We start from the raw sequence: 14,373 nt of genomic DNA on the forward strand, positions 1-14,373 counted from the left end.
GGCCCCCGGTCGTCCTCGTCCCGCGCGGCGGTGCGTGGGGGGACGCGGTCGCCGCCGCGGCCCGGGAGCGCGGGCTCGCGCCCGTCGTCGTCCCGCTCATCACGGACGCTCCGCCCGCCGACCCGGCGGATCTCGACGCGGCGCTCGTCCGGTTCGCAGACGCCGCGCTCGCCCCGTCCGTCGACCACGCGTCGGGACCGTCCGTCGTCGACGCCCCGGCCGGGAGGCACGACGCACCACCCGCCGTCGGCACGCGTCCCGGGGAAGCCGGCTCCGGTGCCCCCTGGCTCGTCGTGACCAGTGCGACGGCCGTGCGCGTGGTCGCCGGGCGCGTGCCGCGCCTCCCGGCCGGCGTCCGCGTGGCCTGCGTCGGTGACGCGACCGCGCGTGCTGCGCGGCAGGCGGGGTGGCCGGTCGACCTGGTGCCGGACGAGGAGTCCGCCGCCGGGCTCGCCGCGGCCCTGCCGACGGACGCCGCACCCGTGCTGTTCCCCCGATCCGAGATCGCCGCGACCACCCTGGTCGACGCACTGCGCGCCCGCGGCATCGCCGTGTCGGAGGTGGTGGCGTACCGTACCGTGGGGACGGGCCACGATCCGATCGTCCTCGACCCCCCACCGGACGCCGTGCTCGTGACGAGCGGGAGCGTCGCCCGACAGGTCGCAGCGCGGATGACCCCGCTCGACCCGAGCACGCACGTCGCGTGCATCGGACCGTCCACCGCTGACGCCGCCCGTGCCGCGGGACTCCCCGTGCACGTGGTCGCCGCCGCTCGGTCCGCCGAAGCCCTGCTCGACGCCGTCGTCGAGACCCTCCACCCGAACCCCAGAACAGGAAGGTCATCGTGACCGGACGCTTCCCCCAGGTCCGCCCCCGCCGACTGCGGGCCACCCCCGCCATGCGACGACTCGTCGCCGAGACGCGGATCCACCCCGCCGAGCTCGTGCTGCCGATGTTCATCCGCGAGGGCGCCACCGATGCGATCGACATCTCGAGCATGCCGGGCGTGCAGCAGCACTCGCTCGACTCGTTCCGCCGGGCGTTGCACGAGGCCGCGGCGCAGGGCGTCGGCGGTGTGAACCTGTTCGGCGTGCCGACGTCGAAGGACGCCGAGGGCTCCGGTGCGACCGACCCCGACGGCATCCTGAACGTCGCGATCCGCGTGGCGAAGGAGGAGGTCGGTGACGCACTCGTCGTGCAGTCCGACCTGTGCCTCGACGAGTTCACCGACCACGGCCACTGCGGCGTGCTGGCGGCGGACGGCTCGGTCGACAACGACGCGACGCTCCTGCGGTACCGCGACATGGCGGTGGCCCAGGCCGAGGCGGGCGCGGAGCTCGTCTGCATGAGCGGCATGATGGACGGCCAGATCGCCGCCGCGCGCGACGCGCTCGACACCGCCGGCCACAGCGGCACGGCGCTGCTCGCGTACTCGGCGAAGTACGCGTCCGCGTTCTACGGTCCCTTCCGCGAGGCCGTCGCATCGACCCTGCAGGGCGACCGACGGACGTACCAGATCGACGCCGCCGACGGCCGGCAGGGCCTGCGCGAGGTCCTGCTCGACATCGAGGAGGGCGCCGACATCGTCATGGTGAAGCCTGCGATGAGCTACCTCGACGTCCTCGCCCGCACCGCCGACGTCTCCGAGGTCCCCGTCTGGGCGTACCAGATCTCCGGCGAGTACGCGATGATCACGGCCGCCGCCCAGAACGGGTGGATCGACCGGGACGCCGCCGCGATGGAGGCCCTCGTCGGCATCAAGCGCGCCGGTGCGGACGCGATCCTGACGTACTTCGCCGTGGACATCGCACGGAAGCTCAACCAGGAGGCCGGCCTGCGCACGTCCGGCAGCACCGCGGCGGTGTCCGGCGTCGCCTCGACCGGGAAGGCCCCCGAATGACCACCACCACCGCTTCCACCGGCACCGCTCCGGTGTCGAACGACGAGCTGTTCGGCCGCGCGAAGGACAGCATCCCCGGCGGGGTGAACTCGCCCGTCCGCGCGTACGGCTCGGTCGGCGGCACGCCCCGGTTCCTGACCGCGGCGAACGGCCCCTACGTCACCGACGCCGAGGGGCGGCAGTACGTCGACCTCGTCGCGTCCTGGGGCCCCGCGATCCTCGGGCACGCGCACCCCGGCACGGTCGAGGCCGTGCAGCAGGCGGCATCCCGCGGCCTGTCCTTCGGGGCGTCGACCCCGGGGGAGACCGAGCTCGCCGAGCTCGTGAAGCAGCGCGTGCAGGTCGACGGCGACGGGCCGATCGAGAAGCTCCGCATGGTGTCGACCGGCACCGAGGCGACGATGACCGCCATCCGCCTGGCTCGCGGGTACACCGGCCGTGACCTCCTCGTGAAGTTCGCCGGGCACTACCACGGGCACTCGGACTCGCTGCTGGCCGAGGCCGGATCGGGTGTCGCGACGCTCGCGCTCCCGGGCAGTGCGGGCATCACCGCCGAGACCGCCGCGCAGACCCTGGTGCTGCCGTACAACGACCTCGACGCCGTCCGCGCCGCGTTCGACGAGCACTCCGAGCGCATCGCCGCCGTGATCGTCGAGTCCGCCGCCGCCAACATGGGCGTCCTCGCGCCGGAGCCCGGGTTCAACCGGGCGCTCGCGGAGATCACGCGGGCGCAGGGTGCGCTGCTCATCGTCGACGAGGTCCTGACCGGCTTCCGCGTCGGCCCGGCCGGCTGGTGGGGCCTCGAGGCCGACGGCACCGTCCCGGAGGGCACCGGGTGGAAGCCCGACCTGGTCACCTTCGGCAAGGTCATCGGCGGCGGCATGCCCCTCGCCGCGCTGGGTGGTCGTCGTGAGGTCATGGACTTCCTCGCCCCGCTCGGGCCGGTCTACCAGGCGGGCACGCTGTCCGGGAACCCGCTCGCGGTCGCGGCCGGCACCGCCACGCTCCGGGCCGCGACGCCCGACGTGTACGCGCACCTGGACCGCACCGCGGCGACGATCGCCGACGCCACGAGCGCCGCGCTGTCCGCCGAGGGGGTCGCGCACACCGTGCAGCACGCCGGCAACCTGTTCTCGTTCGCGTTCGTGGAGCAGGCACCGCGGAACTACGACGACGTCCGCGCGCAGGAGGCCTTCCGCTACGCGCCGTTCTTCCACAGCATGCTCGACCAGGGCGTGACCCTGCCGCCGAGCGTGTTCGAGGCGTGGTTCGTCACGGCGGCGCACGACGACGAGGCCGTCGGTCGCGTGCTCGACGCGCTGCCCGCGGCCGCGCGGGCAGCGGCGGCCGCCACGGCGTAGCGCGCCCGCTCCCTTCCGCAAGACGCAACGTCGGCGGTTCCTCGCAGCAGTACAGCGCTGCGGGATGCCGCCGACGTTGCGTTTCGCGGGCCAGGTGGCGGACGGGAGGCGCGGTGCGGCTACTCCGCGCGGCGCGCCTGCCAGCGGCCAGCGGTCCGCTCGATGGCCAGCGGGAAGGCGAAGGCGTGCGACACCGCCTCGGACGTGACGACCTCGTCGGCCGGGCCCTGGGCCACCACGGCGCCGTCGCGCAGCAGCATCGCGTGCGAGGTCGACGCGGGCAGGTCCTCGAGGTGGTGGGTCACCATCACGCTGCCGATGTCCGGCTGGCGCTGGCGCAGGGCGTCGACCGTCTCGAGCAGGTGCTCGCGCGCGGCGACGTCGAGTCCGGTGGCCGGCTCGTCGAGCAGCAGCAGGCGCGGTTCGCTCATCAACGCCCGGGCGATGAGGGTCCGCCCGCGTTCGCCCTGCGACAGCACCGGCCACCGGGCGTCGGCCCGTGCCGCGAGGCCGACGTCCGCGACGTGCCGTCGGGCGGTCTCGAGCTGGTCCGGCGTCGGCTCCCACCGCATCATGAGGTCCGTCGTGCCGGTCAGCCCGGTCAGGACGGTCTCGGTGACCGTCAGCGGCGACAGCATGCGGTGCCGCGGGTCGACGTGCCCGATGTGCTCGCGGAGCTCCCGCACGTCGACGCGGCCGAGCCGACGCCCGAGCAGCTCGACGGTGCCCGCGGTCGGCTGCCCGTTCGCGCCGAGGACGGCGAGCAGGGTCGACTTGCCCGCGCCGTTCGGACCCAGCAGCGCCCAGTGCTCGCCGCTGCGGACGGTCAACGCCACGTCGTGCAGCAGGTCCCGCCCGGAGCGGGTGACACGGAGGGCTTCGGTTCTGAGCAGGACGTCGGTCACCCGGCCAGTCTGCCCGGTCGGGTACCCCGGCCAGCCCGTCTCAGGCGGTCGCGTCGGCGTCGGCGTTCGCGGCGCGGATCTCCGCCATGTGCTCGGCCATCGCGCGGGACATGCCGCGGATGACGGCACCGGCGGCCTCGCCGTCGCGGGCCTTCGCCGCCGCGCGGAACGACTCGAGCCCGTGCTCGACGTCCCAGAAGACGAACTCCGGCTGCTGGAGGCGGACGAACTTCGCGCGGTTGACGACGCCCTCGGCCGTCTTGATGAGCAGCTCGTTGCCCGAGTGCTCGACCAGGAACGCGATGAGCGCGCCGGCGTCGTCGTTCAGGGCACGGTCCTCGGCGTTCGCATGCTCACGGGCCTGGTCGAGGAGCTTGCCGAGCTGCTGCACGGCGGTCTCGTCGAGGTTCGGCACGGCCCATCGGGCGGCGAGCTCGGCGAAGCCGAAGAGCAGCTGGAACGCGTCGTCGTACTGCTCGCGGGTCGGGGACACGACGCGGGTGTACCGGTTCGCCTCCATCTCGACGAGCCCGAAGTCGACGAGCTTCGCGATGGCCTCGCGGATCGGGGTCCGACTGACGCCGAGCCACGCGACCAGCTCGTCGTCGTTGAGGCGTTCACCGGCCTGCAGTGTGCCGTCCTGGATCGCGGCGAGCATCTTCTCGAGCACGACATCGCGCAGGAGCTTCCGGGGGGACGGCTCCATCGACGACTTGGGTACCGGCATGGCTGCTCCTCACAGGTTCGGATGTTCTGTGTGCCAAACCTAGCGTGTCAGTTGGCAAGCGTTCGGAAAATCACCTGAAAGGGAATCGCATCAGCGTCGCAGGTCGACCACAGTCCGGCCGTGCACCCGTCCGGCGATCACCTCGGCGCCGACCGCGACGGCGTGCTCGAGGTCGACCGTGCGGGTGACGTCGGCGAGCAGTGCCGGGTCGAGGTCGGTCGCGAGCCGCTCCCACGCCCGCTGTCGCAGTGGCAGCGGCGCCTCGACCGAGTTGATGCCGAGCAACGAGACCGCGCGCAGGATGAACGGCATCACCGACGTCGGCAGGGCGGAGTCCTGCGCCAGGCCGCACGCCGTCACCGCGCCACCCCACTTCGTCGCGGCGAGGACGTTCGCGAGCGTGGCGCCGCCGACGCTGTCCACGGCGCCGGCCCAGGTCGCGCGCTGCATCGGCTTGCCGAGCTCGGCGATCGCCGCGCGGTCGACCACGTCCGACGCGCCGAGGGCACGGAGTGATGCCTCGTTCGCCCGCCGCCCGGTCGAGGCGGTCACGCGGTACCCGCGGGCGGCGAGCAGGGCGATCGCCACCGTGCCGACGCCGCCGGACGCCCCCGTCACGAGCACCGACCCGTCCTCGGGGGAGACCGTCCGCTCGAGGGCGAGGACGGAGAGCATCGCGGTGAAGCCGGCGGTGCCGATCGCCGCCGCGAACGAGTCCTCGACCGTGTCCGGCAGCACGACGAGCGAACCGCTGGGCACGACGGCGTGCTCCGCCCACCCGCCGTGCCGCGTCTCGCCCAGGCCGGCGCCGTTGCACACCACGCGGTCACCGATCGCGACGTCGTGGACCCCGGGGCCGAGCGCCGACACGGTGCCGACGACGTCGATGCCCGGGACCAGCGGGTCGATCCGGGCGACGCCGGGGTTGCCCGCCAGGGCGAGCCCGTCCTTGTAGTTCACGCTCGAGTACGTGACGTCGACGCACGCCTCGCCCTCGGTTGGGTCGGGGAGGTCGACCTGCGTGATCGCGGGTGGGGTCGAACGGGAGACGAGGACTGCGCGCGTCATGGACCGGACGCTACCCCGTGCCTCCCGGCCGTCGTTCCGACCCATCGCACGGAGGATGGAAGGACGATCTGCGCATGGTGAGCAGGAAGGAACGGCCTCCTACGCGCGGAACTGCGCCGCGCCGCTCAGCCGAACATGATGGCGGCCTCGTCGTACCGCGCCTGCGGGACCGTCTTGAGCTCGCCCAGGGCGTCCTCGAACGACACGTGCACGATCTCCGTGCCCTGGAGCGCGACCATCCGACCCCACCGCCCCTCGACCACGGAGTCGATCGCCGCGAGCCCGAGCCGCGTCGACAGCACCCGGTCGTACGCGGTCGGGGTCCCACCGCGCTGGATGTGCCCGAGCGTCGTGGCGCGGGTCTCGATGCCCGTCATCTCCTCGATCATCGGCGCGAGACGCTCGCCGATCCCGCCCAGCCGCGGCCGCCCGAACGCGTCGAGGCCGCGCTCCGTGTGCGCGTTGTCCTCGTGGTCCGGCACGAAGCCCTCGGCGACGACCACGAGCGGCGCCCGTCCCCGGTCGTAGGCGGCACGCACCCACGCCGCGATCTGCTCCATGCTCGTCTTCTGCTCGGGAATGAGGATCGCGTGCGCGCCCGCGGCCATGCCGGAGTGCAGCGCGATCCAGCCCACGTGCCGGCCCATGACCTCGGCGACCATGCAGCGCGAGTGGGACTCACCCGTGGTGCGGAGGCGGTCCATGGCCTCGGTCGCGATCGCGACGGCGGTGTCGAAGCCGAACGTGTAGTCGGTGGCACCGAGGTCGTTGTCGACGGTCTTCGGGACGCCGACGATCCGCAGGCCGGCGTCGGTGAGGCGCTTCGCCGCGGCCAGGGTGCCCTCGCCGCCGATCGCCACGATGGCGTCGATGCCGTGCCGTTCGAGGGTCTTCGTGATGTTCTCGACACCGCCGTTCGGCCCCTCGAAGGGGTTCGTGCGGCTGGTTCCGAGGATGGTGCCGCCCTGCTTGGCGATGCCCTGGATGTCCTTGCGGCCGAGGGGCACGATGTCCCCGTCGACGACGCCCCGCCAGCCGTCGCGGAACCCGACGAACTCGTGGCCGTGGATCGCGATGCCCTTGAGCACGATGGCGCGGATGACCGCGTTGAGGCCGGGGCAGTCGCCTCCGGAGGTGAGGATGCCGATGCGCACGGAGACTCCAACGTCGTCGGGTTGCGGGGACCTCCCCATCATGTCTGACGGTGGTGTGGCATTACCATCCCCGTGTGTCCCTGCCGTCCTCCGTCGCATCCGGTCCGTCCGGTCGGCGGCCGGGTGCGTCCGGCCGGGGTTCCGGGTCCGGCCAGACCTCCGCTGCGGCGGTCCGGGTCGACACCGTGTATCGGCCTGGAGGCGCGGTGGACGTCCGCGCGACCCTCCGGCCCCTGCAGCGCGGTTCCGGTGACCCCGCCTTCCAGGTGGTCGGGTCCGACACGTGGCTCGCGCTGCGCACGCCGGCGGGGGCTGCCTCGGTGCTCGTGCGCCGTGCGGGCAGCGATGCCGTCGCGGTCTCCGCGTGGGGTGCCGGTGCCGCCTGGGCGGTCGAGCACGCACCGGACCTGCTCGGACGTGGGGACGACTGGTCCGACCTCGACGTCAGCGCGCACGCCTTCCTGGCCGAGGCACGACACCGGCAGCCGGGGTTACGGCTGCTCAGGACGAACACCGTCGTGGCGATGCTCGTGCCGGCGATCATGGAGCAGAAGGTGACCTCGCGACAGGCCTGGCGCGCGTGGCGGTACCTGCTCCGGCGCTTCGGCGAGCCGGCACCCGGTCCGGCGCCCGCGGAGATGTTCGTCCCGCCGGCCCCTGAGCAGTGGGCGCGGATCCCGAGCTGGGAGTGGCACAGGGCGGGCATCGAGCCCGGTCGCTCGGCGACGGTGATGCGGGCGGTCAAGGTCGCGCCCGCGCTCGAGCGGACGCTGGGGCTCGGTCGCGGTGGCGCGGTCGTGTCGCAGCGGCTGCAGTCCGTCCCGGGCGTCGGACAGTGGACCGCTGCCGAGACGGCGCAGCGGGCGCACGGGGACCCGGACTCACCGAGCGTGGGCGACTACCACGTGCCGGCCCTCGTCGGGTGGGCGCTGACGGGCGGCCCCGTCGACGACGACGGGATGCTCGAGCTCCTCGAGCCCTGGCGCGGGCACCGCGAGCGCATCGTCCGACTGATCGGGGGCTCGGGCTTCCGGAAGCCGACGTTCGGCCCGCGGATGACGATCCAGGACCACCGCTGGCACTGAGCCCGTTTCGACCATGAGTGGCACTTGTTCATGCACCTGCTTCTGCTGTGTCAGGATCGACCGCATGGGGAACGTTGTCGTCATGCGAGCCGAAGATGCACGTCGCCGAGAGCTTGAGAGCGAGGGATGGGTGGTCATCGCGCGATCCTTCGGGGCGCGACTCGAAGCTGCCGACGTGGATCAGACTGTCCTGCAGGAGCAGATCGGCAAGATCAGCGACCCCGTACAGCTCACGGAACTCGATGCCGGTGATGCGAACATGATTCTCGAGCTCGATCAGGCCACTGCTGACGACTACCCGGGCAGCGTCGCCACGCAGCACGAGCAGATGACCGCTGACGAAGCCCGGCCGACGGATCGCCGACGCGCATTCGGAGCTGTGGACAAGGAAGGGGTCCTCCTTGCCATGACGTTCGTCGAGGTCGAGGTCGAGGGCGAGGTCGAGGGCGGTGTGGTCGACACCGACTTCACTGTGGTGCGGGCGGGCTTCCGCCGTACCGGTCTCGGAGCAGCAGTGAAGGCGTACTCGATCCTGGCGCTGCTCGGGGAAGGTGCGTTGCTGTTCCGCACCGGAGGGTCTGCGGACAATGCCGCGATCATCGGTGCGAACGCCCGCCTCGGGTACGTGCGGGATGAGGAATGGGTGACACTCGCCGAACCCGATCACCCCGCCGCTTGAGCGCGCGAGCCGATGACTCGTTCCGGTCGTCGCGGGACGGTCAGAAGAGAAGCGTGTCGACTGTCCCGCCTCTCCTGGCGCTCTTCTCGGATGCGTGCCAAGTGACGGCTGCGGCACCGGCCCAGAGCAGTCCCATGAGGAGTGCACCGGAGTAGTTCAGCCAGAAGCTTCCCGCGAGGCCCTCTGCGGTGACCCCGATCCGCGCAGATGCGATGAGACTTGTGAGCGGGATCGCTCTTGCCACGGCGGCGACGGGGTCCCAGAGGATCTCGATCGGTGCCACCACTCCGGCAAGGAGTGGAATCAGGTACTCGGACAGGTTCGCGAGCACGAGGCTGTCCCGAAGGAACAGGCTGACTGCCCCGAGCAGGAATCCGATGCCGACGGCAGTCGGAGCGACTGCGCTGACCGTGAGGAGGATCGCGATCCACGTCGAACCGGTTTGCGGTACACCGACCACGAGGAGGCTGGGCACGAGCCCGATGCAGGCGACGAAGACTCCGAGGCCGGACACGACGACGAACCGCCCGACCCAAGAGGCGATCCTGTTCGTGTGCGCAATGAACAGGAATGCCGTCGTACCTTCGAATCGATCTTCAGCCATCAGCGTTGCGACTGCGACGCTGGCTGTCACTGATCCAACTGCCAGAGCGGCTGCTACGGCATCGCCGGTCGTCGGCGCCCGCAGCCCGGCGCCGGAGGCGATTGCAAGGTAGAAGAGGGAAGTCAACAGCGGGATCAGGCCCAGGCGCACCAGACGCACCGCAGTACTGGTCGACTCCGGCAATGTCGCCCAGGCAACGGCGGCGCCGGACCTGAAAGCGGGAAGCAAGCTACTCATGCGAGCGCCAACGAACCATCGCGACGAGCTTTCCGTAGGGCAGCACCCAGCAGGGCTGCAGCGCCGCCTGTCCAGAGGAGCGACATGACGGCCGACTGACCCAACCAGAACCAGTCGGTGGTGCCGTCTGTCCGGTACGAGGCAACCGCGCCGAGGAGCGGATGGATGGATGCGACTGGGAGAACCCAACCTGGCAGTGACGAGAACGGGATGACGATGCCACTCAGTAGCCAGATGGGGGTGAGCAGAAGTGGTTCGAAGACGGTGGCTGCTCGGCTCACGACGAAGACCGCGGCAAGTACGCACCCAGAGCTCACGCACGCGAGCAGGGCACCCAGGAGTGTCAGAGCAGCAGCTGGTTCTGTTCTCAAGCCGCCCGTCAGTATGAGTTGCAGCACCAGCGCAACCGGCACGCCGATCAGTCCGATCATGGCGGCCGAAGCGCAGAGGCCGCCGAAGACGACACCGGGTCGGAGCACACTCATCGCCATGTGCTCGAGGGTTCCTTGAAAGCGTTGGTAGCCGATGATCCCCACCGCGGTCGTCGTCGACGCCCAGAGTCCCGCAACCGAGCCGTGGAGCCAGAGGTCCTCTGGCACGTGTGCCCCAGCACCGAGCGCCCCGATGAGTCGGAACAGGACGAATACGACAGGGGCGGCAATCGCCTGCTGCACGAAGAATGGGGTCCGAAGTAGCGCGAAGCAATGGAAGAGTGTGATCCGCAGGACCGCGGTCATCGGTCACTCGCGATACCGTCGTTGTTGCGGAGGAAGGCGAGGTAGGACTCTTCCAGGGTCGTGGGCCGGGAAATGACCGATCGAATGTCCGCAAGGGCATCGAGGTCGGTCTGATCGACGAGCGGAGCTCGATGTGCCCAGAGAATGTCCACCCACCACAGCCCTCGGCGATCTTCGCTGTGCACATGCGCGACACCGGCAAGTGATCGGAAGAGCGGCGACGGGTCTGTCCTTGACTGCACCGTGAGCGACGTCACGGTGCCTATCCCTGCTGCCGCGGCTATGTCAGCCGAAGTTCCACGTGCGACGATCTGACCCCCCGCAACTATGTCGATCCGGTCGGCAAGATCGTCCGCGTCCCGCAGGTGATGAGTAGTCAGAAGGACGGCATGACCATTCGTCCGTAGGCGGCGGATGATGTTGCGAAGATCTTCCGCGCCCTCGGGGTCGAGGCCGATCGACGGTTCGTCGAGCAGCAGGAGTTCGGGATCGGACATGAGGGCGCGGGCGATGTGCAGACGCTGGCGCATGCCTCTCGAGTACGTTTCGACGCGATCGTCTCCTCGTCCGGAGAGACCTACTGTCTCGAGGACTGCAACGGTTCGTGCACGGGCTCTGGGTCCGCTGACGCCCTGGAGTCCTCCGAAGAAACGCAGGTTCTGCAGGGCGGTCGCCCGCATGTAGAACCCTCGGTCGCCACCGAGGACGAGGCCCAGGTGTCGTCGCGCCGCTCTCGGTTGTCGGACGGCATCGACGCCCGCAACACGGACGCTTCCGCTTGTGGGTTCGAGCAGAGTCGCCGCCATCTTCACGGTCGTCGTCTTTCCAGCTCCGTTCGGTCCGAGGACGGCCACGACCTCGCCGCGACTGATCGTGAGATCAATCCCTCGGACTGCCTCGACAACCTTGCCCGATGCTCGGAAGGCGCGCCGGACGCCCCGCATCTCGAGTGTTGCTGGAGTCACGAGGTCCGCGGGTCCATGCCGGACGGGTCCTTGGAGATCCGCGCCATCACGTCTTCCGCAGCGGCCGTACTGCCAGCACCGGCGAAGGTCGCCACGAGGTTCTTCCGCACACTCAGGAGGCGACTGGGCGCACCCTCATCCGCAATCAAGCCCTCGGCTTCGTGAAGCAGCTCCGCAGCGCTGTTCCAGCGTTCGCATCGGTAGTGGAGGTAACCGGACAGGGCCACAGCTTCTGACAGGGACTCCCGATGATGTGCCCGAGTCCATTCGAGGTGCTCGTCAAGCTTCGAGCTTGCTTCCTCCAAGCGGTGGGGGTCCTGCGCGGTGAGTTGCGCGTCGTTCACGCGTACCTGCGCGAGGTACCGTCGACGTTGATCCTCGTCAACCATGGCGACGGCTCCCGCAGACAACAGCCGCACCGCCTGGTCCAGGAGTTCCGCGGCGAGCGAATGCTGTCCTCGTCGCACAGCGGTCAACGCTTCCAGGTTGAAGGTCACTCCAGCGAGTGCATCTCGATCACCAGGCGCGATGCGACGCTGAGCGGCGTACCTGTCGAGGTCTCCGCGAAGTCCAACCAGAAGAGCTGCGGCACGTTCGTGTTGCCCCCTGCGTTTGGTGAGCCATGCCGCGCGACGCACGCTTGCCATGGCTGATTCTGCTTCACTGGCGGTGGTTCCCTCTGCCAAGGTCTTGAAGATCACTTCGGCTCGATCATCACCAGTGGCCGCGAGAGCGGTTGCAACGTAGGTGAGCGCCCGAGGCTGCGACGGAAGCCTCGACGCATCGACGAGTACACGGGCGATGTGCCCGGCTGCGTCCCAGAGTCCAGCCAGGTTGATGGTCACGTCGATGTGGCCCGCAAGCTCGGCTTCAGATATCTGGTCTCCGATCCACGCGTCAGCGACTGCGCTTGGATCGTACGACGCACAAGCACGCGATGAGTCGATACCCACAGCAGCGGCGGCATCTCGCAGGAATTCTGCGGGGTCGTCGTTGCGCCGTAGACCGAGATCACTTGCGTGGTTGGGCGCGCGGTGTGACCGCGTCAACGGCACTCTTGCCAACCGGGCAATCGTCGCACGCTCTCGCAAGGCAAGATGCGCAGGTGCAGAGGCGAGTTCATCGGCCAGTTCTGTCAGTGGTGTTTCGAGGATCATCACTATTCCAGGGAAAGAGAAGCGGGTGCGGCTCACGCCGCACCCGCTTTGGATTTCAGTGGCGCCAGACGACCTGGCTGGTGCTGAATACTGCCGCGGTGTCCTGGAGTTCGCGGACGATGGTCTCGATGTTCATGGTTCCCCCCTTTCGGCTTCGTTGGAGAAAACGTAGGAGCGGAATCGATGCCTGTCAAGGATGACAATCACATGAAATCTGGCCTTTATAGGTCCTGATGGAAGGCGTCAAGTCCGCACTTCCGCCCACTTTGTGGATTCGATCTCCGGCTGGCACATCGATCTCGTCCTGTGCATCATTGGTCCTCGAAGGAGGCTTCGTGCACGACGGCCACCGGCACGCCGGCCACGAGGACCACCACGACGAGCACCGGGCGGCACTGGCGTCACCGGCGGCGGCTGGGAGGGGGGTGGCGGAGCCGCCACGTGCCTCCCCGCCGCCGTCCGTGCGGCCTCGGGCCTCCTACGCTGGCCGCATGACGACCTTCATCCGCTCCGCTCGGTCGAGTGACGCGGAGGCCGTCGAGCGGATCGAGAACGATGCCGACCTGCTGTTGGTCGACCGCCTCCGCGCCGACGTCTGGTCTCCGGCTCCACACGGCGGTGCGCGGCTCGCAGAACCCGGCTTCCTGCTCGTCGCCGAGGCCGACGGCGAGGTCGCGGGGTTCGCGCACGTCCTGGAGGTGGACGGTGTCTGCCATCTCGAACAGCTGTCGGTCCACCCGCTGCTGTCGCGGCGGGGCCTCGGCCGAGCGCTCGTGGAGGCCGCGAAGGACGGAGCCCGCGAGCGTGGGTACGCACGCATCTCCCTCCGCACCTACGCGGACGTGCCGTGGAACGCTCCCTTCTACGCGACGGTCGGCTTCCTCGAGGAGGAGCCGGCCACGTCCTTCCACCGGTCGCTGCTCGAGGTCGAGGCGCAGCACGGTCTCGATCGGTACGGGCGGCGGGTGCAGATGAGCGCGCCCCTCGGGGACCCACGCCCGTAGGAACGGCTGCTCCGGACGAACACGGTCGTGGCGATGCTCGTGCCGGCGATCACGGAGCAGAAGGTGACCTCGCGACAGGCCTGGCGCGCGTGGCGGTACCTGCTCCGGCGCTTCGGCGAGCCGGCACCCGGTCCGGCGCCCGCGGAGATGTTCGTCCCGCCGGCCCCCGAGCAGTGGGCGCGGACCCCGAGCTGGGAGTGGCGCGGTCGTGTCGCAGCGGCTGCAGTCCGTCCCGGGCATCGGACAGTGGACCGCTGCCGAGACGGCGCAGCGGGCGCACGGGGACCCGGACTCACCGAGCGTGGGCGACTACCACGTGCCGGCCCTCGTCGGGTGGGCGCTGACGGGCGGCCCCGTCGACGACGACGGGATGCTCGAGCTCCTCGAGCCCTGGCGCGGGCACCGCGAGCGCATCGTCCGACTGATCGGGGGCTCGGGCTTCCGGAAGCCGACGTTCGGCCCGCGGATGACGATCCAGGACCACCGCTGGCACTGAGCCCGGACAGGACCGGAGCTGCGACGTAGGCTCCATGTGAGAACCGATCTCACGGAGGAGGAACCATGTCGGACCCGAACACCACCCCCGCCGCCGAGGCCGAGGAGCACCGCGTCGCCGAGCACGACGTCGCCGACCACGACCACGAGCAGGACGGCGGCGAGCACGAGACCGTCGAGCACGGCGACCACGTCGACTTCGTGCACGACGGCCACCGGCACGCGCGTCACGAGGACCACTACGACGAGCACTGAGCGGCACTGACGTGACCGGCGGCGGCCGGGAGGGGCGTGG

Annotated in this window: 15 protein-coding genes and 1 pseudogene; 8 read left to right on the forward strand and 8 right to left on the reverse strand. The window is 70.3% G+C overall.

Annotated features, from left to right (window positions below; genetic code table 11):
• Positions 1–98: 98 nt before the first annotated feature.
• From ACIQFY_RS12305 to hemL, 3 genes are read left to right on the forward strand one after another with little or no spacing between them, the layout of a single operon-like run.
• Positions 99–848: a uroporphyrinogen-III synthase gene (locus tag ACIQFY_RS12305; protein ID WP_400340387.1), complete on the forward strand. Its 750-nt coding sequence runs from the start codon at positions 99–101 to the stop codon at positions 846–848.
• Positions 845–1,900, forward strand: a complete 1,056-nt coding sequence (gene hemB, locus ACIQFY_RS12310) for a porphobilinogen synthase (RefSeq protein ID WP_326496090.1) — start codon at positions 845–847, stop codon at positions 1,898–1,900. Before ACIQFY_RS12305 ends, hemB begins: the two co-directional genes overlap by 4 nt.
• Complete coding sequence (gene hemL / locus ACIQFY_RS12315) at positions 1,897–3,261, forward strand: glutamate-1-semialdehyde 2,1-aminomutase (protein ID WP_251154343.1); 1,365 nt, start codon at positions 1,897–1,899, stop codon at positions 3,259–3,261. The genes hemB and hemL overlap by 4 nt, the downstream gene beginning before the upstream one ends.
• Positions 3,262–3,380: 119 nt before the next feature.
• On the opposite strand, the gene ACIQFY_RS12320 is transcribed toward hemL, so the two are convergent.
• From ACIQFY_RS12320 to ACIQFY_RS12335, 4 genes are all read right to left on the reverse strand, one after another.
• Positions 3,381–4,166 (reverse strand): ATP-binding cassette domain-containing protein, encoded by a 786-nt coding sequence (locus tag ACIQFY_RS12320; RefSeq protein WP_326496091.1) that lies wholly within the window; start codon positions 4,164–4,166, stop codon positions 3,381–3,383.
• Positions 4,167–4,206: 40 nt separating this feature from the next.
• A complete protein-coding gene (locus ACIQFY_RS12325; protein ID WP_400340283.1) occupies positions 4,207–4,893 on the reverse strand; it encodes a GntR family transcriptional regulator in 687 nt (228 codons plus the stop codon).
• 90 nt (positions 4,894–4,983) lie between these two features.
• Positions 4,984–5,961, reverse strand: a complete 978-nt coding sequence (locus tag ACIQFY_RS12330) for an MDR family oxidoreductase (protein WP_400340285.1) — start codon at positions 5,959–5,961, stop codon at positions 4,984–4,986.
• Between the two features lie 125 nt (positions 5,962–6,086).
• Entirely contained in the window at positions 6,087–7,115 is a 1,029-nt protein-coding gene (locus ACIQFY_RS12335) for a 6-phosphofructokinase (protein ID WP_251154335.1), read from the reverse strand.
• 185 nt (positions 7,116–7,300) lie between these two features.
• On the opposite strand from ACIQFY_RS12335, the gene ACIQFY_RS12340 reads away from it, so the two are divergent.
• Positions 7,301–8,200: a DNA-3-methyladenine glycosylase family protein gene (locus ACIQFY_RS12340; RefSeq protein ID WP_400340389.1), complete on the forward strand. Its 900-nt coding sequence runs from the start codon at positions 7,301–7,303 to the stop codon at positions 8,198–8,200.
• 64 nt (positions 8,201–8,264) lie between these two features.
• Entirely contained in the window at positions 8,265–8,879 is a 615-nt protein-coding gene (locus tag ACIQFY_RS12345; RefSeq protein ID WP_400340286.1) for an acetyltransferase, read from the forward strand.
• A 40-nt stretch (positions 8,880–8,919) separates the two neighbouring features.
• On the opposite strand, the gene ACIQFY_RS12350 is transcribed toward ACIQFY_RS12345, so the two are convergent.
• From ACIQFY_RS12350 to ACIQFY_RS12365, 4 genes are all read right to left on the reverse strand, one after another.
• Positions 8,920–9,633 (reverse strand): hypothetical protein, encoded by a 714-nt coding sequence (locus ACIQFY_RS12350; RefSeq protein WP_400340288.1) that lies wholly within the window; start codon positions 9,631–9,633, stop codon positions 8,920–8,922.
• Between the two features lie 83 nt (positions 9,634–9,716).
• Positions 9,717–10,457, reverse strand: coding sequence for an ABC transporter permease (locus ACIQFY_RS12355; RefSeq protein ID WP_326497312.1), 741 nt, complete (start codon positions 10,455–10,457; stop codon positions 9,717–9,719).
• Positions 10,454–11,401, reverse strand: coding sequence for an ABC transporter ATP-binding protein (locus ACIQFY_RS12360; protein WP_326497315.1), 948 nt, complete (start codon positions 11,399–11,401; stop codon positions 10,454–10,456). The genes ACIQFY_RS12355 and ACIQFY_RS12360 overlap by 4 nt, the downstream gene beginning before the upstream one ends.
• 17 nt (positions 11,402–11,418) lie before the next feature.
• Complete coding sequence (locus ACIQFY_RS12365) at positions 11,419–12,582, reverse strand: hypothetical protein (RefSeq protein WP_400340291.1); 1,164 nt, start codon at positions 12,580–12,582, stop codon at positions 11,419–11,421.
• Between the two features lie 488 nt (positions 12,583–13,070).
• On the opposite strand from ACIQFY_RS12365, the gene ACIQFY_RS12370 reads away from it, so the two are divergent.
• From ACIQFY_RS12370 to ACIQFY_RS12380, 3 genes and pseudogenes are all read left to right on the forward strand, one after another.
• Positions 13,071–13,583, forward strand: a complete 513-nt coding sequence (locus ACIQFY_RS12370) for a GNAT family N-acetyltransferase (protein WP_400340292.1) — start codon at positions 13,071–13,073, stop codon at positions 13,581–13,583.
• Positions 13,584–13,586: 3 nt separating this feature from the next.
• Positions 13,587–14,079: pseudogene (locus ACIQFY_RS12375) on the forward strand (DNA-3-methyladenine glycosylase family protein); the annotation flags it as partial.
• 65 nt (positions 14,080–14,144) lie between these two features.
• The gene (locus ACIQFY_RS12380) at positions 14,145–14,333 is read left to right on the forward strand and encodes a hypothetical protein (RefSeq protein WP_058750533.1); all 189 of its coding nucleotides are present in this window, start codon (positions 14,145–14,147) and stop codon (positions 14,331–14,333) included.
• Positions 14,334–14,373: the final 40 nt, after the last annotated feature.

The organism is Curtobacterium sp. NPDC092190 (assembly GCF_044755625.1).
Classification (GTDB): Bacteria; Actinomycetota; Actinomycetes; order Actinomycetales; family Microbacteriaceae; genus Curtobacterium.

Bases quoted from the DNA above. Each gene is read 5' to 3' on its own strand.
- ACIQFY_RS12380 (WP_058750533.1), top strand. From the start codon at position 14,145: ATGTCGGACCCGAACACCACCCCCGCCGCCGAGGCCGAGGAGCACCGC.
- ACIQFY_RS12360 (WP_326497315.1), bottom strand. From the start codon at position 11,401: ATGCGGGGCGTCCGGCGCGCCTTCCGAGCATCGGGCAAGGTTGTCGAG.
- ACIQFY_RS12370 (WP_400340292.1), top strand. From the start codon at position 13,071: ATGACGACCTTCATCCGCTCCGCTCGGTCGAGTGACGCGGAGGCCGTC.
- ACIQFY_RS12345 (WP_400340286.1), top strand. From the start codon at position 8,265: ATGGGGAACGTTGTCGTCATGCGAGCCGAAGATGCACGTCGCCGAGAG.
- ACIQFY_RS12330 (WP_400340285.1), bottom strand. From the start codon at position 5,961: ATGACGCGCGCAGTCCTCGTCTCCCGTTCGACCCCACCCGCGATCACG.
- ACIQFY_RS12325 (WP_400340283.1), bottom strand. From the start codon at position 4,893: ATGCCGGTACCCAAGTCGTCGATGGAGCCGTCCCCCCGGAAGCTCCTG.
- hemL (WP_251154343.1), top strand. From the start codon at position 1,897: ATGACCACCACCACCGCTTCCACCGGCACCGCTCCGGTGTCGAACGAC.
- ACIQFY_RS12355 (WP_326497312.1), bottom strand. From the start codon at position 10,457: ATGACCGCGGTCCTGCGGATCACACTCTTCCATTGCTTCGCGCTACTT.